Source organism: Micromonospora sp. WMMA1949 (assembly GCF_027460145.1).
Taxonomy (GTDB): domain Bacteria; phylum Actinomycetota; class Actinomycetes; order Mycobacteriales; family Micromonosporaceae; genus Micromonospora.
The window spans coordinates 5977126-5999641 of sequence record NZ_JAPZBG010000001.1 but is presented as its reverse complement, the minus strand read 5'-3'; the positions used below and the strand labels follow the sequence as shown (position 1 = coordinate 5999641).

Annotated in this window: 25 protein-coding genes; 19 read left to right on the top strand and 6 right to left on the bottom strand. The window is 73.1% G+C overall.

Annotated features, from left to right (window positions below; all coding sequences use genetic code 11):
* Positions 1-38 precede the first annotated feature (38 nt).
* The 3 genes from O7607_RS28050 (at position 39) to O7607_RS28040 (ending at position 2786) form a co-directional block, all read left to right on the top strand.
* Positions 39-1097 carry a M50 family metallopeptidase gene (locus O7607_RS28050; RefSeq protein ID WP_269707096.1) on the top strand — a complete coding sequence of 353 codons (1059 nt, stop codon included), beginning with the start codon at positions 39-41 and terminating at the stop codon, positions 1095-1097.
* Entirely contained in the window at positions 1094-2038 is a 945-nt protein-coding gene (locus tag O7607_RS28045) for a tRNA (adenine-N1)-methyltransferase (protein ID WP_269706449.1), read from the top strand. The genes O7607_RS28050 and O7607_RS28045 overlap by 4 nt, the downstream gene beginning before the upstream one ends.
* Positions 2039-2213: 175 nt before the next feature.
* Positions 2214-2786 (top strand): hypothetical protein, encoded by a 573-nt coding sequence (locus O7607_RS28040; protein WP_013476950.1) that lies wholly within the window; start codon positions 2214-2216, stop codon positions 2784-2786.
* 70 nt (positions 2787-2856) lie between these two features.
* Here O7607_RS28040 and O7607_RS28035 read toward each other — a convergent pair whose 3' ends face one another.
* The gene (locus tag O7607_RS28035; protein WP_269706448.1) at positions 2857-3150 is read right to left on the bottom strand and encodes a ferredoxin; all 294 of its coding nucleotides are present in this window, start codon (positions 3148-3150) and stop codon (positions 2857-2859) included.
* A gap of 177 nt (positions 3151-3327) precedes the next feature.
* On the opposite strand from O7607_RS28035, the gene arc reads away from it, so the two are divergent.
* The 8 genes from arc (at position 3328) to O7607_RS27995 (ending at position 10799) form a co-directional block, all read left to right on the top strand.
* Complete coding sequence (arc, locus tag O7607_RS28030) at positions 3328-5109, top strand: proteasome ATPase (protein ID WP_269706447.1); 1782 nt, start codon at positions 3328-3330, stop codon at positions 5107-5109.
* Positions 5110-5275: 166 nt separating this feature from the next.
* Positions 5276-6793, top strand: coding sequence for a depupylase/deamidase Dop (gene dop / locus O7607_RS28025; protein ID WP_348650995.1), 1518 nt, complete (start codon positions 5276-5278; stop codon positions 6791-6793).
* A 107-nt stretch (positions 6794-6900) separates the two neighbouring features.
* Complete coding sequence (locus O7607_RS28020; RefSeq protein WP_030504127.1) at positions 6901-7107, top strand: ubiquitin-like protein Pup; 207 nt, start codon at positions 6901-6903, stop codon at positions 7105-7107.
* Positions 7085-7366 (top strand): endonuclease domain-containing protein, encoded by a 282-nt coding sequence (locus tag O7607_RS28015; protein ID WP_269706446.1) that lies wholly within the window; start codon positions 7085-7087, stop codon positions 7364-7366. The genes O7607_RS28020 and O7607_RS28015 overlap by 23 nt, the downstream gene beginning before the upstream one ends.
* Positions 7285-8124: a proteasome subunit beta gene (prcB, locus tag O7607_RS28010; protein ID WP_181726645.1), complete on the top strand. Its 840-nt coding sequence runs from the start codon at positions 7285-7287 to the stop codon at positions 8122-8124. The genes O7607_RS28015 and prcB overlap by 82 nt, the downstream gene beginning before the upstream one ends.
* A gap of 55 nt (positions 8125-8179) precedes the next feature.
* Complete coding sequence (prcA, locus tag O7607_RS28005) at positions 8180-9013, top strand: proteasome subunit alpha (protein WP_269706445.1); 834 nt, start codon at positions 8180-8182, stop codon at positions 9011-9013.
* Positions 9014-9162: 149 nt separating this feature from the next.
* Positions 9163-10521 carry a Pup--protein ligase gene (gene pafA, locus O7607_RS28000; RefSeq protein WP_269706444.1) on the top strand — a complete coding sequence of 453 codons (1359 nt, stop codon included), beginning with the start codon at positions 9163-9165 and terminating at the stop codon, positions 10519-10521.
* Positions 10522-10580: 59 nt separating this feature from the next.
* Positions 10581-10799 carry a hypothetical protein gene (locus tag O7607_RS27995; protein WP_269706443.1) on the top strand — a complete coding sequence of 73 codons (219 nt, stop codon included), beginning with the start codon at positions 10581-10583 and terminating at the stop codon, positions 10797-10799.
* 59 nt (positions 10800-10858) lie between these two features.
* Here O7607_RS27995 and O7607_RS27990 read toward each other — a convergent pair whose 3' ends face one another.
* The gene (locus tag O7607_RS27990) at positions 10859-11944 is read right to left on the bottom strand and encodes a DUF3866 family protein (RefSeq protein ID WP_269706442.1); all 1086 of its coding nucleotides are present in this window, start codon (positions 11942-11944) and stop codon (positions 10859-10861) included.
* Between the two features lie 45 nt (positions 11945-11989).
* Complete coding sequence (locus O7607_RS27985) at positions 11990-12982, bottom strand: cation diffusion facilitator family transporter (protein WP_269706441.1); 993 nt, start codon at positions 12980-12982, stop codon at positions 11990-11992.
* 105 nt (positions 12983-13087) lie between these two features.
* Between O7607_RS27985 and O7607_RS27980 the strand changes: the two genes are divergently transcribed.
* From O7607_RS27980 to tatC, 5 genes are all read left to right on the top strand, one after another.
* The gene (locus tag O7607_RS27980; RefSeq protein ID WP_269706439.1) at positions 13088-14086 is read left to right on the top strand and encodes a helix-turn-helix transcriptional regulator; all 999 of its coding nucleotides are present in this window, start codon (positions 13088-13090) and stop codon (positions 14084-14086) included.
* On the top strand, positions 14083-15090 hold the full coding sequence (locus O7607_RS27975) for a helix-turn-helix transcriptional regulator (RefSeq protein WP_269706437.1): 1008 nt from the start codon (positions 14083-14085) through the stop codon (positions 15088-15090). Before O7607_RS27980 ends, O7607_RS27975 begins: the two co-directional genes overlap by 4 nt.
* Before the next feature lie 10 nt (positions 15091-15100).
* Positions 15101-15349, top strand: a complete 249-nt coding sequence (locus O7607_RS27970) for a hypothetical protein (protein WP_269706436.1) — start codon at positions 15101-15103, stop codon at positions 15347-15349.
* Between the two features lie 217 nt (positions 15350-15566).
* Positions 15567-15899, top strand: coding sequence for a Sec-independent protein translocase subunit TatA (gene tatA, locus O7607_RS27965; protein WP_269706435.1), 333 nt, complete (start codon positions 15567-15569; stop codon positions 15897-15899).
* 21 nt (positions 15900-15920) lie between these two features.
* Positions 15921-16874, top strand: a complete 954-nt coding sequence (gene tatC / locus O7607_RS27960) for a twin-arginine translocase subunit TatC (protein WP_269706433.1) — start codon at positions 15921-15923, stop codon at positions 16872-16874.
* A gap of 264 nt (positions 16875-17138) precedes the next feature.
* Here the strand turns inward: tatC and O7607_RS27955 are convergent, their stop codons facing one another.
* Positions 17139-18023 carry an ABC transporter substrate-binding protein gene (locus tag O7607_RS27955; protein WP_269706431.1) on the bottom strand — a complete coding sequence of 295 codons (885 nt, stop codon included), beginning with the start codon at positions 18021-18023 and terminating at the stop codon, positions 17139-17141.
* A gap of 184 nt (positions 18024-18207) precedes the next feature.
* On the opposite strand from O7607_RS27955, the gene O7607_RS27950 reads away from it, so the two are divergent.
* The 3 genes from O7607_RS27950 to O7607_RS27940 all read left to right on the top strand — a co-directional run bounded on the left by O7607_RS27950 (position 18208) and on the right by O7607_RS27940 (position 20700).
* Positions 18208-18906, top strand: coding sequence for a hypothetical protein (locus O7607_RS27950; RefSeq protein ID WP_269706430.1), 699 nt, complete (start codon positions 18208-18210; stop codon positions 18904-18906).
* A gap of 59 nt (positions 18907-18965) precedes the next feature.
* Positions 18966-19667, top strand: coding sequence for a fasciclin domain-containing protein (locus O7607_RS27945; protein WP_269706429.1), 702 nt, complete (start codon positions 18966-18968; stop codon positions 19665-19667).
* 106 nt (positions 19668-19773) lie between these two features.
* Positions 19774-20700 (top strand): diacylglycerol kinase family protein, encoded by a 927-nt coding sequence (locus O7607_RS27940; RefSeq protein ID WP_269706428.1) that lies wholly within the window; start codon positions 19774-19776, stop codon positions 20698-20700.
* Here the strand turns inward: O7607_RS27940 and O7607_RS27935 are convergent.
* Together O7607_RS27935 and O7607_RS27930 are read right to left on the bottom strand one after the other, a co-directional pair.
* On the bottom strand, positions 20663-21652 hold the full coding sequence (locus tag O7607_RS27935) for an EamA family transporter (RefSeq protein ID WP_269706427.1): 990 nt from the start codon (positions 21650-21652) through the stop codon (positions 20663-20665). The genes O7607_RS27940 and O7607_RS27935 overlap by 38 nt on opposite strands.
* 54 nt (positions 21653-21706) lie before the next feature.
* The gene (locus tag O7607_RS27930; RefSeq protein ID WP_442929504.1) at positions 21707-22471 is read right to left on the bottom strand and encodes an HAD family hydrolase; all 765 of its coding nucleotides are present in this window, start codon (positions 22469-22471) and stop codon (positions 21707-21709) included.
* Between the last annotated feature and the right edge of the window lie 45 nt (positions 22472-22516).

Genomic DNA, 22516 nt, shown 5'->3' with positions numbered 1-22516 from the left:
GCCGGGTCCTCGGGGTACCGCTGCGCGTCGACGCCTCGATGCTGCTGCTCACCGTCGTGGTCACCGTGCTGTACGCGGCGCTGGCCCGCCGCCAGCTCGACCTCGGCCCGCTCGGCGGCTACCTGGTCGGCCTCGGGTTCGTGATCTCGCTGCTCGGCTCCGTGCTGCTGCACGAGCTGGGGCACGCGCTGACCGCCCGCCGGTACGGCATCGGTGTGCGGGGGATCACGCTGGAGCTGCTCGGCGGGTACACCGAGATGGACCGCGACGCCCCCAGCCCCCGGGTCGAGCTGCTGATCTCCCTGGCCGGCCCGGCCGTGTCCGCGGTGCTCGGCGCCGGCGCGGTCGCCGCCACCCTCGCCCTGCCCGCCGGCACGCTCGGCCACCAGCTCGCCTTTCAGCTCGCGGTCAGCAACGTGGTGGTGGCGATCTTCAACAGCCTGCCCGGGCTGCCGCTGGACGGCGGGCGGGCGCTGCGCGCCGCGGTGTGGGCGCTCACCCGCGACCGGCACCGCGGCACCGAGGTGGCCGGCTGGGTGGGCCGGGCCGTCGCGCTGGGCACGCTGGTGCTGGTCGTGGTGCTCACCATGCGCCGGGCACTGGCCCCGCTGGCCCTGCCGCTGCTGCTGCTCGTCGCGCTGACGCTGTGGCGCGGCGCCGGTCAGTCGATCCGGATGGCCCGCATCGGCCGGCGGCTGCACCTGGTCGACCTGGCCCGGCTGGCCCGCCCGGTGCTCGCCGTGCCCACCGGCACACCGCTGGCCGAGGCCCAGTGCCGCCGCGACGAGGCGGGCGCCACCGGGGCGGCGCTCGGCGTGGTCGACTCGGCCGGCCGTACCGTCGCCCTGGTCGACCCGGCCCGCGTCGCCGCCGTACCCCCGGAACGAAGGCCGTGGGTCGCGGTGGACGAGGTGGCCCGCGACCTGTCCGCCGTGCCGGCCCTGCCGGCCGGGGCGGACGGCGAGCGGGTGCTGGAGACGGTGCGCACCCACCCGGGCGCGCAGTACGTCGTGACGGCAGGCGAAGATGTGGTTGGCGTGCTGCACATCGCGGATCTCGCCCAGCTCCTGGAACCCGAACGGAAGACGAACACGTGACCGCAGAGATCTCCACCGTCCCGGCGCTGCCCCCGGTCCACCGCGGGCCGTTCCGGCCCGGCGACCGGGTCCAGCTCACCGACCCGAAGGGCCGGATGCACACCGTGACGCTGGAGCCCGGCAAGGAGTTCCACACCCACCGCGGGATCCTCAAGCACGACACCCTGATCGGCCTGCCCGACGGCAGCGTGGTCACCACCTCCGGCGGCGGCACCGCGTTCCTGGCGCTGCGGCCACTGCTGTCGGACTACGTGCTGTCCATGCCGCGCGGCGCCCAGGTGATCTACCCGAAGGACTCGGCGCAGATCGTCGCCATGGGCGACATCTTCCCCGGCGCCAAGGTGCTGGAGGCCGGCGCCGGATCCGGCGCGCTGTCCTGCTCGCTGCTGCGGGCCGTCGGCACCGAGGGCGAGCTGCACTCGTTCGAGGTACGCGACGACTTCGCCCAGATCGCCCGCCGCAACGTCGAGGCGTTCTTCAACGGCCCGCACCCGGCCTGGAACCTGCACGTCGGCGACGTCGCCGACTGCGCCGAGACCGGGTTCGACCGGATCATCCTGGATATGCTCACCCCGTGGGAGATGCTCGACATGGTCGAGCGGGCGCTCGTGCCCGGCGGCGTGCTGGTCGGCTACGTGGCCACCACCCCGCAGCTGTCCGAGCTGGTCGAGGCGTTGCGCGAGCGCGGCGGCTGGACCGAGCCGCGCGCCTGGGAGTCGCTGGTGCGCGACTGGCACGCCGAGGGGCTCGCCGTCCGCCCGGACCACCGGATGATCGCCCACACCGCGTTCCTGGTCTCCGCGCGCAAGCTCGCCCCCGGGGTCACCGCGCCGCCGCGCCGGCGCAAGCCCAGCAAGGGCGCCGAGGCGTACGCGCAGCGCCGTGACGCCCTGCGCGCCGCCGCCGCGGCCCGCGCGGCGACGGAGCCGGAGGAGTCCTGACCCCCGCCGCGCGGGCGCGCGCGCACGGGCGGATCATGTGTGCCGGTGGGGACGACACCTGAGCGGGTGGAGACGGTGGCATGAGCGAGCGGATCGGGGCGCGCGTCGGGCGGCGCGCCCGTGCCGGTGACCGAAACCGATGGCGGCGCCGCGGCGCGGGTCGGCGGGAGGCGGCGTGAGCAACCCCGGTTACGGCAACGGCGACCTGCCCGCAGTCTTCCCGGACTGGTCGCCCTACACCGACCTGGAGTCGGCCGCCCGGGCTTACCTGCGTGACCCGGACATCGCGCTGGAGGCGCTCGACGGCGTGCTGCGCGGCGCCTCGGTGCTCGGCTTCACGCTGGAACGCTTCGTCAACGAGGTCAACGGCGTGTGGCAGGAGGTAGTCGTCTGCGACGGCAGCCGGCTGGTGCTCTGGCATGGTGAGGACGTGCCGCCGGGGGAGGGGCCGCCCGGCGCGATGACCTCCTCGCTGCGGGTGGTCCCGCTGTCCACCGTCACCGAGGTCGGCTGCCGGCGGCGGCTCATGCGCGCCGACAACGGCACCGTACGGGTTGACAGCATCGACGTGTACCTGCTGCTCAGCTCGCTGGACGAGGCGCCGCCCAGCGACGAGGCGATCGGCGCGCCCCGGCACGACGCGCTGCGCTTCGGCAAGACCCTCGACGACGGCGGTGCCGGGCAGATCGCCCGGCTGGAGGAGTTCGCCCGGCTGGTCGCCTCGGTCGTCGGCCGGCCCCTGCTCTGACCGGTCCTGGACACGGAAAGCACGACGGGCCGGGGACGTGTGTCCCCGGCCCGTCGTGTCCGTCTCCGCCTCAGTCGTCGGCCTCCGGGCCGGCCACCTCGACGCCGTCGCTGCCGCGCACGACGTGGATGCACTCGCCCGGGCACTCCTTCGCCGAGTCGATCACCTCGAGGCGCAGGTGTTCCGGCACGTCCACCCGGGCACCGGCGGCCTGCCGCAGCTCGCCGTCCGGCCCCTTGACGTACGCCAGGCCGTCGACGTCGAACTCGAAGACCTCCGGCGCGTACTGCACGCAGAGCCCGTCACCGGTGCAGAGGTCCTGATCCACCCAGACCTGCAACTGGTCGGTCGCGACGTCGGTCACGAAGCACCCCCCATGTTCTCCCGTCCCACGCTCCGACGGTACCCGAACGCCCGTACCCACCCCGCGACCAGCCCTTCGCGATCAAGCTTCGGTGACGAGCGCGTTGCTGTGGACCGAATCGGGCTCATAGCGGCTAGTGTTAGGTCAGAACGTTCAAGCCCCCCGGGGAGGTGGGACGTGGCACGCAGCGACGACGCGGACTCGCGCGCCGCACGGTGGGAAAAGGAAGCCCACGATCTCTCCACGCAGGTCGCGTTCCTGCAAGAGGAACTCGCTCTGGTGCGGCGCAAGTTGACCGAAAGCCCCCGACACGTCCGGCAGCTCGAAGAGCGGCTGGCGGCCACCCAGGCGCAGTTGGCACGGCTGACCGAGAACAACGAACGGCTCGTGAGCACCCTCAAGGAGGCTCGCGCGCAGATCGTGACGCTCAAGGAGGAGATCGACCGTCTCGCCCAGCCGCCGAGTGGCTACGGCGTGTTCCTGGCCAAGCACGACGACGGCACGGTGGACGTGTTCACCGGCGGGCGCAAGCTCCGGGTGGCCGTCTCGCCGTCGCTCGAGGTCGACGAGCTGCGCCGTGGCCAGGAGGTCCTGCTCAACGACGCGCTCAACATCGTCGACGCGTTCGGTTACGAGCGGGTCGGCGAGGTGGTGATGCTCAAGGAGATCCTGGCGGGCCCCGAGGGCGCTCCGGGTGACCGGGCACTCGTGGTCTCGCACTCCGACGAGGAGCGGATCGTGCACCTCGCCGAGACCCTGATCGGCAGCGCGATCCGGGCCGGTGACTCGCTCATGATCGAGCCCCGCTCGGCGTATGCGTACGAGCGGATCCCCAAGAGCGAGGTCGAGGAACTGGTCCTCGAGGAGGTGCCCGACGTCAACTACGAGGACATCGGTGGCCTCCACTCGCAGATCGAGCAGATCCGCGACGCGGTGGAACTGCCCTTCCTGCACTCCGACCTGTTCCGCGAGCACCAGCTCCGGCCGCCGAAGGGCATCCTGCTCTACGGCCCACCCGGCTGCGGCAAGACGCTCATCGCCAAGGCGGTGGCCAACTCGCTGGCCAAGAAGATCGCCGAGCGGGAGGGGAAGGACCGGCACACCAGCTTCTTCCTCAACATCAAGGGCCCCGAGCTGCTCAACAAGTACGTCGGCGAGACCGAGCGGCACATCCGGCTGATCTTCCAGCGGGCGCGGGAGAAGGCCGGTGAGGGCACGCCGGTGATCGTGTTCTTCGACGAGATGGACTCCGTTTTCCGCACCCGCGGCTCCGGCGTCTCCTCCGACGTGGAGAACACCATCGTCCCGCAGCTGCTCAGCGAGATCGACGGCGTGGAGGGCCTGGAGAACGTCATCGTCATCGGCGCCTCCAACCGGGAAGACATGATCGACCCGGCGATCCTGCGCCCCGGCCGGCTCGACGTGAAGATCAAGATCGAGCGGCCGGACGCCGAGGCGGCGAAGGACATCTTCTCCAAGTACATCCTCGCCGGCCTGCCCCTGCACGCCGACGACCTGGCCGAACACGGCGGCGACGCCCAGGCCACCGTCGCGGCGATGATCGACGCGGTGGTCCTGCGGATGTACTCCGAGACCGAGGAGAACCGCTTCCTCGAGGTCACCTACGCCAACGGCGACAAGGAAGTCCTCTACTTCAAGGACTTCAACTCCGGCGCGATGATCCAGAACATCGTCGACCGGGGCAAGAAGATGGCCATCAAGGAGTTCCTCACCTCCGGGCGCAAGGGTCTGCGCCTGCAGCACCTGCTCGACGCCTGCGTCGACGAGTTCCGCGAGAACGAGGACCTCCCGAACACCACCAACCCCGACGACTGGGCCCGCATCTCCGGCAAGAAGGGCGAGCGGATCGTCTACATCCGCACGCTCGTCTCCGGTGGCAAGGGCACCGAGGCCGGCCGGTCCATCGAGACCGCCAGCAACACCGGTCAATACCTGTAGTCCGACCGCTCGACGGAGGCCCGTGGCGTACGCGCCGCGGGCCTCCGCGCGTCCTCAGGCACGCCGCCACACCGGACCCGGCGCTGCCGCCACGCCCCCTGCGCGCGTCACGCCGACTACGCTCGACATGACGGGGACCGGGACGGCGAGCGGAGCGGGCAGGTCGATGAGCGTCAGAAGGATCATGGGCACCGAGGTCGAGTACGGCATCTCCGTGCCCGGCCAGGCCGGAGCCAACCCGATGGTCACCTCCTCCCAGGTGGTAAACGCCTACGGGGCGCGGCCGGAACTCAACCGGGGCGGCCGGGCCCGCTGGGACTACGAGGAGGAGTCGCCACTGCGCGACGCCCGCGGGTTCACCTACTCCGGTGCCGCGTACGACCCGGCGGAGGCGCTCGCCGACGAGGACCTCGGGCTCGCCAACGTCATACTCACCAACGGCGCCCGGCTCTACGTCGACCACGCCCACCCGGAGTACTCCACACCCGAGGTCACCAACCCCCTCGACGTGGTGCGGTGGGACAAGGCGGGGGAGCGGGTGATGGCCGAGGCGGCCCGCCGCGCCGCGACCATCCCGGGCACCCACCCGATCCACCTGTACAAGAACAACACCGACAACAAGGGCGCCAGCTACGGCGCGCACGAGAACTACCTGATGCGCCGGCAGACGCCCTTCGCCGACATCGTGGCGTACCTGACGCCGTTCTTCGTCACCCGGCAGATCGTCTGCGGCGCGGGACGGGTCGGCATCGGCCAGGACGGCGGCCAGAGCGGCTTCCAGATCTCCCAGCGGGCCGACTTCTTCGAGGTCGAGGTGGGGCTGGAGACGACGCTCAAGCGGCCCATCATCAACACCCGCGACGAGCCGCACGCCGACGCCGACAAGTACCGCCGGCTGCACGTCATCATCGGCGACGCCAACCTCTCCGAGATCTCCACGTTCCTCAAGGTCGGCACCACCTCGCTGATCCTCGCCATGATCGAGGAGAAGGCCCTCGGCGCCGACCTGGGCATCGCCGACCCGGTGGCCGAGCTGCGCGCGGTCAGCCACGACCCGTCGCTCAAGCACCTGATGCGGATGCGCGACGGCCGCAAGCTCACCGCGCTGGACGTGCAGTGGGCGTACCTGGAGCGGGTCAGCTCCTTCGTGGACGACCGCTACGGCAAGGACGTCGACGCGCAGACCGCCGACGTGCTGCGCCGCTGGGAGAGCGTGCTGGACCGGCTCGGCCGGGACGCGTTCGAGTGCGCCGACGAGCTGGACTGGGTGGCCAAGCTGCGGCTGCTGGAGGGCTACCGGGAGCGGGAGAAGCTCGGCTGGGGCTCGCACAAGCTGCAACTGGTCGACCTCCAGTACTCCGACGTGCGGCCGGAGAAGGGCCTCTACCACCGCCTGGTGCAGCGCGGCTCGATGAAGACGCTGCTCACCGACGAGCAGACGCGCACCGCGATGACCGAGCCGCCGGAGGACACCCGGGCCTACTTCCGCGGCCGCTGCCTGGACCGGTACGCCTCCGAGGTGGTCGCCGCGAGCTGGGACTCGGTCATCTTCGACGTGGGCCGGGAGTCGCTGGTCCGGGTGCCGATGATGGAGCCCGAGCGGGGCACCCGCGCGCACGTCGGCGAGCTGTTCGACCGCTGCGAGAGCGCCAAGGATCTGCTGGAGACGCTCACCAGCGGGTGACCCCGATGCCGGAAGGCCCGCCGGGTGCCGGAAACGGGCACGCGACGGGCCTTTCGTCGCTCCCGCGAGGTAAGTTGATCGCAGGCGATCGTGGAGGAGGCACCACCATGGCGACGCAAGAGGGTGGGCAGACCCAGTCCGGCAAGTCCCGCGAGGAGGTCGACGAGGTCACCGCTGAGGCCAACCCCGAGGTGGCCGAGCGGCACGCCGAGATCACCGAGGACGTGGACGACCTGCTCGACGAGATCGACTCCGTCCTGGAGGAGAACGCCGAGGAGTTCGTTCGGGGATATGTACAAAAGGGCGGCCAGTGAGGCATATGTCCGTTTCGCCCGCCAGGGCGACGGGCGGGCCGTCAACCGCCGGCACCACGATGATCGCACCGGACGGGTGCGGGGGATAATCTGCTTCAACTGCAACGGTGGTCTTGGCCGGTCCCGGGATGCTCCCTTGGGGCCGGCCGGGGCGATCACGTACCTGAGAGGAACCACGTGGCAGCGGGTTTTGATCCATCCGGGCGTCTTCCAGATGTGTTCACCAACGCGGGGACGTCCTCCTTCACAGCGTTCCTGAGCAAGGTGGCCCCCGAGATGCTGCCCGGCCGTCGGCCGCTGCCGCCCGGCATGGCCGCCGACATGGCGCCGCACGCGACCACCATCGTGGCCATCTCGGCCGCCGGCGGCGTGGTCATGGCCGGCGACCGGCGCGCCACGATGGGCAACCTGATCGCCCAGCGCGACATCGAGAAGGTGCACCCGGCCGACGCGTACTCGCTCGTCGGCATCGCGGGCACCGCCGGCATCGGCATCGAGCTGATGCGACTGTTCCAGGTGGAGCTGGAGCACTACGAGAAGATCGAGGGCGCGATGCTCTCGCTCGACGGCAAGGCCAACCGGCTGGCGTCGATGATCCGCGGCAACCTGGGCGCGGCCATGCAGGGCCTCGCGGTGATCCCGCTGTTCGCCGGCTTCGACCTGGCCGCGAGCGACCCGGCGCGGGCCGGGCGGATCTTCAGCTTCGACGTGACCGGTGGCCCGTACGAGGAGACCGGTTACGACGCCATCGGCTCCGGTTCGCTGTTCGCCAAGTCCGCGCTGAAGAAGCGGTTCCGGGCCGGCCTGTCGGTCGAGGACGCGACGCGGCTGGCGGTCGAGGCGCTCTACGACGCGGCGGACGACGACACCGCCACCGGCGGCCCCGACCTGACCCGGCGGATCTACCCGGTCGTGATGACCGCTACCGCCGAGGGCACCCACCGGCTCACCGACGCCGAGACGGCGGCGATCGCGGAGAGCGTGGTGTCCGGCCGGATGGAGAACCCCGGCGGCTGAGGCCGCTCCGCACCGTCCACCGAGTCAGCAGTCCCGCAGAAGGAGAACCGCCGCCGTGGCCATGCAGTTCTACGCCTCGCCCGAGCAGATCATGCGCGACCGCTCCGAGTTGGCCCGCAAGGGCATCGCCCGGGGCCGCAGCGCGGTGGTCCTGAGCTACGCGGGCGGGGTGCTCTTCGTCGCCGAGAACCTGTCCAGCACGCTGCACAAGGTCAGCGAGATCTACGACCGGATCGGCTTCGCCGCCGTGGGCCGGTACAACGAGTTCGAGAACCTGCGCCGCGCGGGCGTGCGGATGGCCGACCTCAACGGGCTCAGCTACGACCGCCGGGACGTGACCGGCCTGGCGCTTGCGAACGCGTACGCGCAGACGCTGGGCGCGATCTTCACCGAGCAGTCGAAGCCGTTCGAGGTGGAGATCTGCGTGGCCGAGGTGGGCGCCACCGCCGAGGACGACTCCCTCTACCGGGTGACCTACGACGGCTCGGTGAACGACGAGCCGGGCCGGATGGCGATGGGTGGTCAGGCCGAGGCGATCAGCGGGGTGCTGAAGAACGAGCACCGGCCGGAGATGTCGCTGTCCGAGGCGGTCCGCGCCGCGATGAAGGCGCTGAGCAGCGTCGGCGGTGAGGGCGGGGCGGCCCGGACGATCGCCGCGAACCAGCTGGAGGTGGCGGTCCTGGACCGGCGCCGGGTGGGGCGTACGTTCCGGCGGGTGACGGGCGCTGCGCTCACCGCGCTGCTGGACGGCGACGCCGAGGCCGACACCGCCCCGGCGCCGGGCCGGGCGAAGACGCCGGCCGTGCCGACGGAGGAGGCGAAGAAGCCGACCACGTCGGCGGGTTCGGCCGATCTGGAGGGCAACGCGGAGGACAAGCCCGCCGAGTGAGATCCGCGCTCGCGGACCCCGCCACCTCGCCGAGGTGGCGGGGTCTTTCGCGTACGGAGCCCGCCGCCTCCCCGGCCCGCGCGAGGGAGATCGCAAGCGGCGAGCGCCGGCGCTGCCCATCGGAGGCTCCGGGCGGCTAATGTCTCATCATGGAGCGGCGAATCTTCGGCCTCGAAACCGAGTACGGCGTCACCTGCACCTATCGCGGGCAACGCCGACTGTCCCCCGACGAGGTCGCGCGGTACCTGTTCCGGCGGGTGGTGTCGTGGGGCCGGTCGAGCAACGTGTTCCTCCGCAACGGCGCCCGCCTCTATCTCGATGTCGGTTCGCACCCGGAGTACGCGACTCCGGAGTGCGACTCGGTGACCGACCTGGTGGCCCACGACCGGGCCGGTGAGCGGATCCTGGAGGGGCTGCTCGTCGATGCGGAGAAGCGGCTGCACGACGAGGGCATCGCGGGCGAGATCTACCTGTTCAAGAACAACACCGACTCGGCCGGCAACTCGTACGGCTGCCACGAGAACTACCTGGTGTCCCGGCACGGCGAGTTCGGCCGGCTGGCCGACGTGCTCATCCCGTTCCTGGTCACCCGGCAGCTGATCTGCGGCGCGGGCAAGGTGCTGCAGACGCCGCGCGGCGCCGTCTACTGCCTGTCCCAGCGGGCCGAGCACATCTGGGAGGGCGTCTCCTCGGCGACCACCCGCAGCCGGCCGATCATCAACACCCGGGACGAGCCGCACGCGGACGCGGAGCGCTACCGCCGGCTGCACGTGATCGTCGGCGACTCGAACATGAACGAGGTCACCACGCTGCTGAAGGTCGGCACGGCCGACATCGTGCTGCGGATGATCGAGGCCGGCGTGGTGATGCGCGACCTGACGCTGGAGAACCCGATCCGGGCCATCCGCGAGGTGTCGCACGACATCACCGGCCGGCGCAAGGTGCGGCTGGCCTCCGGCAAGGAGGTCTCGGCGCTGGAGATCCAGCAGGAATACCTGGCCAAGGCGACGGAGTTCGTGGAGCGCCGGGGCGGCGACCAGACCGCGAAGCGGGTGGTCGAGCTGTGGGGCCGGGTGCTGCGCGCGGTCGAGACCGGCGATCTGGACCCGGTGGCCCGGGAGATCGACTGGGTCACCAAGCTGAAGCTGATCGAGCGCTACCAGCGCAAGCACGACCTGCCGTTGTCGCACCCGCGGGTGGCGCAGATGGACCTGGCCTACCACGACCTGCGGCGCGGCCGCGGCCTGTACGGGCTGCTGGAGCGTCGTCGCGAGGTGGACCGGGTGGCCACCGACCCGGAGATCTTCGAGGCGAAGGAGACGCCGCCGCAGACGACGCGGGCGCGGCTGCGCGGTGAGTTCATCCGGCACGCCCAGGAGAAGCGGCGCGACTTCACCGTGGACTGGGTGCACCTGAAGCTGAACGACCAGGCGCAGCGCACGGTGCTGTGCAAGGACCCGTTCCGGGCCTACGACGAGCGGGTGGAACGGCTGATCGCCAGCATGTGATCGTGTGGGCGGCCGGTGCGCGGCACCGGCCGCCCGCCCACGGGTACGCTGGCGTCGCGATGAACACTTCCGAATCCGCCGGTGGGCCCGGCCGCGAGACGTCCTCGGACCGCGACGGCACCGAGAAGCTCAACTGGATCGACCGTCGGCGGGAGAAGATCCGCGCCGAGATCGAGCGCAACAGGCGTGGCGACTACACGGTGCCGACCTGGGTGCTCGCGGCGGCGCTGGCGCTCATCGTGGGTGCCTGGCTCGGGCTGATCATCTTCCTCGGCTGACCGCCGCGCCGGCCCGGTCCCGCGACGCCGGCCACGCGCCTGGCGGCGGGGCGCGCCGGTCAGGTCAGCAGGCCGGCGGCGTACCGGCCGGCGGCGGCCGCGGCCAGGAAGTAGGCGTGGTCGGCGTCCAGGCCCCGGCCCATCGTGGACAGGCCGACCGGGCTCGCCCGCAGCGCCGCGTCGAGGCCCTCGGCGGGCACGGTGACGATCCGGTGGCGGTCGGCCAGCGGCGTCAGCGCCGCGGCGACCTCCGCGGCCAGGCCGGGGTCGAGACCGTCCGGCACGACCAGCTCCGCGGGGGCCAGCGCGACCCGGCCGTACGCGGTGAGGCTGTGGTGGGAGACGCCACGGTGCCGGGGCCGGGCGTCGGCGTTGGAGATGCGCAGCGAGCCGACCGGGCGCCCGCCCAGCGTGGCGATCGCGTTCACCGCCTCGCCGACGGCGACGCCGGAGAAGCCCCAGCGGGTGCCGGTGCCGAGGTTGCCGGGGCCCTGGGCGACGATGGCCAGGTCGGCGCCGAGCACGTGCCGCGCGGCGAGCAGGCCGCTGTGCAGCGTGCTCGCCTCCAGGTCGCCGCCGAACGCCTGGCCCACGCTCACCGTGCCGGCGAGGTGCCCGGCCAGGCCGGCCAGGGTGCGGGAGAACCAGGCCGGCAGCGCCCCGCCGTCGGTGAGCACGTACGCGACCCGGGCGTCGGGCGCGTCGGCGCGTACCCCGGCCAGGATCGCCGGCAGCGCGGAGTGCAGATCGGCGGTGACCACGGGCATGCCGTCGACCGAGTCGGCGGCGGCGAGCCGGTCGTGGTGCGGCGACGCCTCCTCGTCCACGCCGAGCAGGATCGGCTGCAGCGGCGTGTAGCGGGCCTTCACCAGGTGCCCGGCGTCGCGGCTGTCGCCGGCCTGCGGCGGGTCCGGGGGCAGCCGGTCGGGCAGCGCCACGACCAGCGCGTAGCCGCCGGTGCCGAGGCCCATCAGCAGCGCACCGGCGTTGAGGAGCACCCGGTCGCCGGGTTCCGGCTCACCGACCAGGGCCGGGTAGGCCAGGGCGCGCATCCGGGCGCCGTCGGGCAGCTCGACGTCGAGTTCGGCAGCGCCGGCCCACCGTCGCCGTACCGCCGTGACCGTGCCGGACCGCCATCGCACCATGCGGTGCACGGTATCGGCCGCCGCCGCGACGGCGCCCGGGCGGGGTCAGGGGTTCCGGTCGTCGAGCGGGCGGCCCGCCTCGTCCTGGGTGGTGCGGGCGGTCCGGCCGGCCGAACGGGACCGGGTGGGGTCGAGGAAGACGTACCCGATCTCCGGGAAGTGGCCGGTGAGCCGGCGTTCGGCCTCGTCGGCGGCGGCCTCGATGTCGGCGCCGGTGGCGTCGTCCCGGAAGTCGACCTTGGCGGCGACGAGGATGTCGTCGGGGCCGAGGAACATGGTCATCAGCGTGTCGACCCGGTCCACGGTCGGGACGTCCGCCAGCTCCCGTTCGATGCGCCGGTGCAGCCGGTCGGAGACGGAACGGCCGACCAGCAGCGAGATGTTGCTGCGGGCCAGGACGACGGCGACGACCAGCAGCAGCACGCCGATGAGGATCGAGGCGATCCCGTCGTACAGCTCGTCGCCGGTCAGGTGCGACAGGGTGAGCCCGCCGGCGGCGATCAGCAGGCCGATCAGCGCGGCGCTGTCCTCCAGGAAGACCGCCTTGACGGTGGTGTCGGCGGTCAGGCGCAGGTAGCGGCGCGGGGTGGTGCCCCAGCGGCGCGACTCGCCGCGCACCTGCCGGACCGCCCGGGCCAGCGACACCGACTCGATCGCGAAGGAGACCGCCAGCACCACGTACGCGACGAGGTACTCGCCGCTGTGCTCGTGCACCAGGATGGTGGTGACGCCGTGGGTGACGGCGAAGCCCGCCCCGGCGACGAAGGTGAACAGCGCGGCGAGGAACGCCCAGACGTAGCTCTCCTTGCCGTACCCGAAGGGGTGCCGGGTGTCGGCGGGCCGTGCGCCCCGGCGCAGCGCCAGGTAGAGCAGCACCTCGGTGGTGGTGTCGGCGAGCGAGTGCGCGGCCTCGGACAGCATCGCCGCGGAGCCGGAGAGCAGGCCCGCGACCAGCTTGGCGACGGCGATGGCGAGGTTCGCCGCGCCGGCCACCACGACGGTGCCGACGCTCTCGGTCTTGACCTCCGGTTCCGCCATGCGATCACCCTATGACCGGTCGATGCCCCCCGCCGGTCGGGAAGACACCCCGCGCCGCGCCGCGCGGGTGCCCGCGCGCCACGCGCGGGCTGCTAGCGTTTGCACGTGTCCCGGACCCGTACCGAACGCCTGGTCAACCTGGTGATCTGTCTGCTGTCGACGCGACGGTTCCTGACCGCCGCGCAGATCGCCGCGACCGTGCCCGGCTACGAGCACGACCCGGACGACGCCAAGGACCACGAGGCGTTCCAGCGCAAGTTCGAGCGCGACAAGGCCGAGCTGCGTGAGCTGGGGGTGCCGCTGGAGACCGGCACGGCGAGCGTCTTCGACGCCGAGCCGGGCTACCGGATCGCGCCACGCGCCTACGCGTTGCCCGACATCCCGCTCGAACCGGACGAAGCAGCAGCGGTGGGCATCGCCGCCCGGCTGTGGCAGCACGCCGGGCTGGCCGCCGCCGCGTCGTCGGGGCTGGCGAAGCTGCGCGCCGCCGGCATCGACGTCGATCCGCAGGCCACGCTGGGCCTGGAACCGATGGTCACCGTCGACCCGGCGTTCGCGCCGCTCACCGCCGCCGCGCGGGACCGGCGCGAGGTCAGGTTCGACTACCGCGTGCCGGACCGCGACGCGCCCACCCGCCGCCGGGTCCAGCCGTGGGGCGTGGTCTGCTGGCGCGGCCGGTGGTACGTCGTCGGCCACGACCTGGACCGCGACGCGACCCGCTGCTTCCGGTTGTCCCGGGTGGTCGGCGCCGTCCGGGCCACCGGCGAGCCGGGCGCCTACGAGCCGCCGGCCGGGGTCGACCTGATCAGCCACGTGGCCCGCTGGTCCGGTCCGGTGGAACGCACCGGCCGCGCGACGGTGCTGGCCGCTCCGGGGCGCGCCGCCGGGCTGCGCCGCTGGGCGGTCGAGTGCCAGGCCGGTCCGGACGGCGACCGGCTGGTGCTGCCGTACGCCGACGCCGACTACCTGGCCGGCCAGATCGTCGGTTACGGCCCGGACGTCCGCGTGCTGGAACCACCGGAGGTGCGGGAGGCGGTCATCCAGCGGCTCAAGGAGGTCGCCGCCCGCCACGACGAGCTGGCCGTGACCGGGGGTGCCCGGTGACCCGCCCGGCGGCCCGCGCGGGCCGTGCCTCCGCCGACCGGCTGGCCCGGCTGCTCAACCTGGTGCCCTACCTGCTGGCCCGCCCCGGCATCGAGATCGCCGAGGCGGCGCACGACCTCGGGGTGACCGAGAAGCAGCTCCGGGAGGACCTGGAACTGCTCTGGGTGTGCGGGCTGCCCGGCTACGGCCCCGGCGACCTGATCGACATGGCGTTCGACGGCGACCGGGTGACCATCACCTACGACGCCGGCATCGACCGGCCGCTGCGGCTCACCCCGGACGAGGCCCTGGCCCTGGTGGTGGCGCTGCGGATGATCGCCGAGACGCCCGGCGTGGCCAACCGGGAAGCGGTCGAGCGGGCGCTGGCCAAGATCGAGAACGCCGCCGGTGACCTGGCCGGAGCGCCGGTCGAGGTCCGCCTGCCCGGAGACAACGCACGGGTACGCGAGCTGCGCGCCGCCGTCGAGCGCGGCCGGGCGCTGCGGATCACCTACTACACGGCGGCCCGGGACGAGACCACCGAACGCACCATCGACCCGCTGCGGATGCTGATGGTCGGCGGCCGGGCCTACGTGGAGGCGTGGTGCCGCCGCGCCGAGGGCGTGCGGCTCTTCCGGGCCGACCGCATCGACGCGGTGACCGAGCTGCCGGAGCAGGCGGTGGTGCCGCCGCAGGCCCGCCCGCACGATCTGCGCGACGGCGTGTTCCGTCCGTCGGCTGACCTGCCGCTGATCACGCTGCGGATCGGGCGGGGCGAGCGGTGGATCACCGAGTACTACCCGTGCGAGCGGGTCGAGGCCGACGGCGAGCAGTGGCTGGTGTCGCTGCGCGTCACCGACATCGGATGGGCCCGGCGGTTCGTGCTCGGGCTGGGCCCGGAGGTGACGGTGGTGGCGCCGGCCGAGCTGGCCGAGCAGGTACGCGCCCAGGCCGTGGCCGCGCTCGACGCGTACGCCACCCCGACCGGCAGCGCCGACCCGGCGGCCGCCGGCGTCACCCGATAGGCTGACCGCCGTGGTGAAGTGGATCGTGCTCGGGGTCGTGCTGTTCGCGCTGGTCGTACTGGCCCTGGCGATTCGTCCGGTGGTGAGCCGCCTGCCCGGTCTGCGCCGTTCCGCGCTGGCACTGCAGCGCCGGGCGGCCGAGGCGGAGTCGCTGCGGTCGGCCGCCGAGCAGTTGCAGGCGCGGGCCGAGTCGCTCCAGGAGCGGTCGATGCTCGCGCAGGAGCGGATCGCGTTGATCAAGGCCAAGCGCAGCGACTGATCGACGACCGTCGGCCCGGGTGAGCGTCGTTTGCGCGTAACCGGGCGGTTGCGCGCAGAAATGCGCGGACCTGGACGGTTGACGGGACACTTCGGGTTGGTCGAAACTTCACCGATCGGGCCCGCACCGGCAGGCCCGCGGGGGTGGCAAGCCGCTGCGACACACGTACGATGGGCGACGACCACCCCTCACCGACACAGAGCGACTGGAGCTTCCCATGGGTGCCCTCAAGCCGTGGCACATCGCCGTACTCGTGGTCGTGCTGATCCTGCTGTTCGGCGCGAAGCGGCTCCCCGACGCGGCCCGCTCGCTGGGCCGTTCGCTGCGGATCATCAAGGCGGAGACCAAGAGCCTGCACGACGACGACCGCGACCTCGCCGAGAAGGCCGACGCGCAGGCCGGCTACCAGCCGCTTTCGCCGCAGCAGCCGGTGCAGGGGCAGCCGTACGCCCCGGGCCAGCAGCAGTACACGCAGCAGCCGTACGCCCCGCAGCCGCAGCAGCCCATGGCCCCGCCGGCCGACCCGGTGCAGCGCGTCCGCGAGAACTGATCCGAGAGGGCCCCAACCACCGTGGCCTTCGGGTTGAAGAAGCGCGGCCCGAGCAACTTCGCGCGGGCCGCCGACGGCTCGATGACGCTCATGGAGCACATCCGTGAGCTACGTAATCGGCTGTTCCGGGCGTCGCTGGCGATCCTGGTCGGCTTCGGCTTCGGCATCTGGCTGGCCACGCCGGTCCGGACGTTGCTGTCGAAGCCCTACTGCGACCTGCCGCAGTCGATCGATCCGGAAACCGGCAAGTGCCTGTTCGTGCAGCTCGGCGTCGCCGACGTCTTCCTGCTGAACCTCAAGATCGGTCTCTGGGTCGGTCTGATCATCGCCGCGCCGATCTGGCTCTACCAGCTCTGGGCGTTCATCGCGCCCGGCCTGCACCGGCACGAGCGGCGCTACGCGTACGTCTTCACCGCCCTGGCGGCCCCGCTGTTCGCGGCCGGCGCGGTGCTGGCGTTCTTCGTCACCACCAAGGGACTGGAGTTCCTGCTCAACGTCTCCGGCGACGACATCTCGACCAACCTCGAGGTGACCCGCTACATCTCGTTCGTCACGAACCTGATCCTGCTGTTCGGGGTGGCGTTCGAGTTCCCGCTGATCGTGCTGATGCTCAACTTTGTCGGCCTGGCCAGCGCCAAGCGGCTGCTGAGCTGGTGGCGGGTGGCGGTGTTCGTGTTCTTCGCGTTCGCCGCGGTGGTCACGCCGACGCCCGACCCGTTCGGCATGACGGCGCTGGCGATCTGTCTCTGCTTGCTCTACTTCGCCGCGGTGGGGGTGGCGTTCCTCAACGACAGGCGGCGCGGTCGCGGGCGTGAGGCCTACGCCGGCATCGCCGACGACGAGGTGTCACCGCTGGACCTGTCGACCGAGCCGGTGCCCACCGGTGGCCGGATCGAGGCGTCCGAGCCGATCGGCGCGCCCGAACCGGTCGCCGCCCCGAGGCCGATCGAGCGCCGCTTCGACGACATGACCTGACCGACCCCGCTCACCCGGACGCCGTCCCCACCGCACGGGGGCGGCGTCCGCGTTTCCGCAGCCGCCCCTCGCCGCCGCGCCGAGGACCCGGCACCCTGCCCTCCGCCGACCCTTGAACTCGATGCCCGCGCGACGGTCCGCCCTTACGTTGATCATGGACTTGCTGCCCCTCGGATGACCGGTTTCCGCACTTTGCCCGGGCAGGAAGTGCAAGATCACCGGGCCGGGCCTGGGCCGGGGCCGGGGCGGGGGCGGGGGCGGGGGTCAGGTGATGCGGCGGGCTACTTCGGGCGGGGCGGCGGGGAGCGCGTCGGGGTGGAGGATGGCGGCTGTCGTTTCGGCGCCGTCTACCAGGCGGGGGCCGGCGCGCACGATCAGCCCGTCCGCGTCCAGCGCCCACACCTGTGCGCCGGGGAAGTGCCCGGCCACCGCGGAGGCCTGCTCGGCGGCGCCGTCGAGACGGAACCCGCACGGCGCCACCAGCACCACCTCGGGGCGAGCCGCCCGCAGCGCCTCCCAGGTGGTCGGGCCGGACCGGGCGCCGCGGTGGGTGCCCACCGGCTCACCGCCTGCCACGTCGACCAGGTCCGGGATCCAGTGCCCGGCGCCGAACGGCGGGTCCACCCACTCGACCACCGCGACCCGTGGCCGGGGCCGGCCCGCCACCGCCGCGCGGACCGCCGCGAGCCGGGCCCGCAGGCCGTCGACGAGGGCCTCCGCGCGATCCGGCACCCGGGCCGCCGCGCCCACCGCCCGGATCGACTCCAGCACGTCGTCCAGGGTGTACGGGTCCAGCGACAGCACGTCCGCCCGGCACCCCAGGTGCGCCACCGCGTCGGCGACCCGGCCCGACGGCAGCGCGCAGACGCGGCACAGGTCCTGGGTGAGGATCAGGTCCGGGTCCAGCCCGGCCAGCGCCCCGGAGTGCAGCGTGTAGAGGTCCGCGCCGGCCGCGACCTGCGCCTTGACGTACGCGTCGATGTCGCCGGGACTCATGCCCCGGGTGTCCCGGCCGCCGACGACCACAGTGGTGCCCGACCGGTACGCCGGGGGCACCTCGCACTCGAAGGTGACGCCGACGAGGTCGTCGCCGAGGCCGAGCGCGTACACGATCTCGGTGGCGGAGGGGAGCAGGGAGACCAGCCGCATGCCGCCATCATGCCGGTCGCGCGGATCGCCCGGTGCGCGGGCAGATCGGGTCGCCCTCGGGCCTTGCCGGGACGCCGTACGCGCTTAGACTCTGCTGACTCCGCCGAGCCCCCCGGGCGGTGTGCCGGGGTGCGTCGGCGCCCCGTTCCGGTCAGCCCGTCTGACCTGTGCACCGGAGAACCCGATGAAGAGCCGTACCGCCGCCGTCCTGACCCTCCTCTGCGCGGCCACCGCGCTCACCGCCTGCGGTGACGACGAGCCCGCGCCGAAAGGCCAGCAGGTGCCGGTGACCGCCACCGACACCAGTTGCGAGGTCACCACCACGCTGTTCACCCCGGGCACCGTCACCTTCACCGTGACCAACCGGGGTCAGCAGGCCACCGGCGTCTACGTCTACGGCCGGGAGGGTGACGCCTTCACCAAGGTGATCGCCGAGGTCGCGGACGTGCCGGCGGGCCGCACCGGCGACCTGCGTGCCTCGCTGCAGACCGGCACGTACGAGGTGGCCTGCAAGCCCGGCCGGCAGGGCGACGGCGTGCGCACGAAGATCACCGTGTCGGACGACGGCAACCTTGCCAGCGCCGCGGCCGAGGTGGCCTACGACCGGTCGGTGGCCATCGAGCTGACCGACGACGCGATGACCGGTGTGGACGCCCTGATCGCCGAGCCCGGCGAGAAGCTCGCGTTCAAGGTGACGAACAAGACCGCCGGAGCCCGGACGCTGTACGTGCTCAACCCCGACGGCAAGCGGGTCGCCGAGATGAAGGCGGAGGCCAACGGCACTGCCGAGACGGTGGTGACGCTCGGCGCGGCCGGCGACTGGTCGCTGAAGGTCAAGGGCGACGGCGTGCCGTCGGTGAGCAAGCGGCTGGTGGTGCGCTGAGGCGGCCGGGAAAACGCGTCGATCCGGCTGCATCCACCGGGGACGGTGCGGGCGAAGCAATGGTCGTGACGACAGTCACGGACCTGGTCGCTTCGACGAAAGGCTCCCCGATGAACATCGCTCGTCTCGCCGCCCGGCTGGCCGTGGGCGCCACGGCCGCGGCGGTGGCCACCACCGCCGTCGCCGTGCCCGCCCAGGCCGGTGCCAAGCAGCCGGGTACGCGGTCGCTGGCCGCCGTGCTCACCGCCGACAAGAGCGGCTTCGACCGCAATCCGTGGGACTTCGACGTGCTCACGAAGGCGGTCCTGACGGTGCTGCAGGCCAAGCCGGACTCGCCGGTGAAGGTGCTCACCGACGGCAACGTCGCGCTCACCGCGTTCGTGCCGAACGACTACGCGTTCCGCGAGCTGGTCCGGGACATCACCGCCGCGAAGAAGCTGCCGGGCGAGAAGGCCGCGTTCGACGCGGTCGCCGGCCTGGGCGTGGACACCGTGGAGGATGTCCTGCTCTACCACGTCGTGCCTGGCGCGACGATCGACCGCAAGGCGGCGCTGAAGGCCGACGGCGCGGACCTGACCACCGCGCTCGGCGCCACCGTCGAGGTGGACGTGAAGCACTACTGGTTCGGCCGGCAGGTGCGCCTTGTCGACGCCGACACCAGCGACCGCAACGCCAAGGTGGTGCGGTACGACATCAACAAGGGCAACAAGCAGATCGCCCACGCGGTGGACCGGGTGCTGCGCCCGATCGACCTGCCCTGAACCACCCCCGCGACGGCGCCCGGCACCCCCTGCCGGGCGCCGTCGGCGTGCGCCGGCCGCATGTCCGCGATGTCGCTCTGGTGACCTGCGGGACCTGTGCCGTACGGTGCTCGCCGTGACCGCGCACGATCATGTCCCGCCCGGCCCCGTCGCCGTGCTCGCCAACCCGACCGCGGGCCGGGGGCGGCACCGCGGTCTGCTGCCCGGCATCCTGGAGCGCCTCGCCGGAGCGGGCCGCCCGGTCGAGCTGCTGCGCGCGCGTACCCCCGGGGAGGCGGAGGCGGCGTGCCACGCCGCGGTCGCCGGCGGCGCCGGGGCGCTCGTCGCGGTGGGCGGCGACGGCACGATGCACCGCGCGTTGCAGGCGGTCGCCGGCACCGCCGTGCCGTTCGGGCCGGTCCCGGCGGGCACCGGCAACGACTTCGCCGTGGACACCGGATTCCCGGCCGACCCCATGGCCGCCGTCGAGGTGATCACCGCGGCGCTCGCCGCCGGCCGTTCCCGCCCGGTCGACCTGGCGCGGCTGTCCCGGCCCGGCGAGGCCGACCGCTGGTTCGGGGCGGTGCTCGCGGCCGGCTTCGACGCGATCGTCAACGAACGCGCCAACCGGATGCGCTGGCCGCGCGGCCCCCGCCGGTACGACCTGGCGATCGTGGTGGAGCTGGCCCGGCTGCGACCACGCCGCTACCGGCTGGTCCTCGACGGACAGGCGCAGGAGGTCGACGCGGTGCTGGTCGCGGTGGGAAACACGGCCAGCTACGGCGGCGGCATGCGGATCTGCCCGGACGCCGACCCGCACGACGGCCTGCTGGACGTGGTGGTGGGCGGGCGGTTCGACAGGCGCACGCTGATGCGGGTCAAGCCGCAGATCTACCAGGGCACCCACGTCACGCACCCGCTGGCGCGCGTCTACCGGGCGCGGACGGTGGAGCTGGCCGCCGAGGGCATCACCACGTACGCCGACGGGGAGCGCTCCCTCGACCTGCCGGTGACCGTCACTGCCGTGCCGGCGGCGCTGCGGCTGCTGCGCTGACCACCGGCGCATCCGCGGCACCCGGCGGGCCGGCAACGGCCGGCGGCGCGGGTGAAGGCGGGGCGGGCGGAGGCGGAGGCGCTGCTGGAGGGGCGGCGGCGCGGACCGCGCCGGCGCTCGCGGCGACCACGAGCGCGATGGCGAGCACCTCGACCGGGCGCAGTGCCTGCCCGAGCACCAGCCAGCCGGCCACCGCGGCGATCGCCGGTCCGAGGCTCATCATCACCGCGAACGTCGCCGTCGGCAGCCGCCGCAACGCGGCCAGCTCCAGGCTGTACGGCAGCACCGACGCGAGCAGCGCCAGCCCGGTGCCGAGCCCCAGCACCACCGGGTCGGCCAGCCGGCCACCGCCGTCCGCAAGCCCGAACGGCAGCGTCAGCAGCGCCGCGACGGTCAGCGCGAGGGCCAGCCCGTCCGCGCCGGGGAACCGCGCGCCGATGCGCGCCGAGCAGACGATGTACGCGGCCCACATGGCACCCGCCGTGAGGGCCAGCGCGGCGCCGGCCGGGTCGAGCCGGTCGAACCCGCCCTGGCCGAGCAGGACCACCCCGGCCAGTGCCAGCGCGGCCCAGCACCAGGCGGCCACCCGGCGCGCGGCGATCACCGAAAGCGCCAGCGGCCCGAGCACCTCCAGGGTGACGGCCGGGCCGAGCGGGATCCGCTCGATCGCCTGGTAGAAGATCGAGTTCATGCCGGCCAGGGCCAGCCCGAACGCCAGCACCGAGGCCCAGTCGCGGCGTCCGTACCCGCGTACCCGGGGGCGGCAGACCACGAGCATCAGCAGGGCGCCGATGGTCAGCCGCAGCGTCACCGCCCCGGCCACCCCGGTACGCGGGAACAGCAGCGCGGCCAGCGCGGAGCCGAACTGCACCGACAGGGCCCCGCCGAGCACCAGCGCGACCCCGCCGAGCCGTCCCGGCGCACGCGGCGGCAAGGGGTGGGCACCGGTCATGCCCCTGACGGTAGCCGGTGCGCCGCGACGCGTTTGCGCCGCTGGGGGGTGTTCTCAGACGGCCCCGGCCAGGTCCAGCACCGCGCCGAGTCCGTTCGGGCGGCCCGCGTCGGCGCAGGGCAGCACCAGCACCCCGCACCCGGCCGCCACCGCGCCCGCGTCGGCCGGGGTGTCGCCCACCATGAGGGTGCGCTCCGGGTCGACGCCGAGCATCCCGCAGGCCCGCAGGAAGATGCCCGGGTCCGGCTTGCAGCGCCCCACCTCGTACGACAGCGCGTACGCGTCGACGAGCGCGTCGAGGTCCCAGGCGGCGAACAGCGGCCGCAGGTCGAAGCCGATGTTGCTGACCACTGCCACCTTCACCCCGGCGGACCGCAGCGCACCCAGCACCGGTGCCGTATCCGGGTACGGCACCCAGCCCTCGGGCACCAGCACCCGCTCGTAGAGCGCGTCGGCGAACCCGTCGATGCCGGTGTCCACGGTCTCGGCCAGCCCGGTGTACGCGCCCCGGTGCGCGTGCGGGTACAGGTCACGGTCGGCCCACAGCTCGGCCAGCCGGGGCGGCACCCGCGCCGGCAGCGGGCCACCGGCACGCCCGGCGGTGAGCAGCCGGTCGGCGAGCGAGGTGGCCCGGATCCGGTCCAGTTCGACGCCGCAGGCGGCCGCGGCGGCGAGCACCCAGTCCAGCGGCTCCTCCACCTGGGCGAGGGTGCCGTGGAAGTCGAAGAGCACCGCCTCCACGGGCCGGCGGGACGGGCCCGGGCGGACGGCGTCGTCGGCGCCGCTCGAGACGTGGGGCAGTTCGGTACGGTCCGGCACGTCGTGCACCCTACCGACCGCTCCGACCGTCCTGCCGGATGGCCT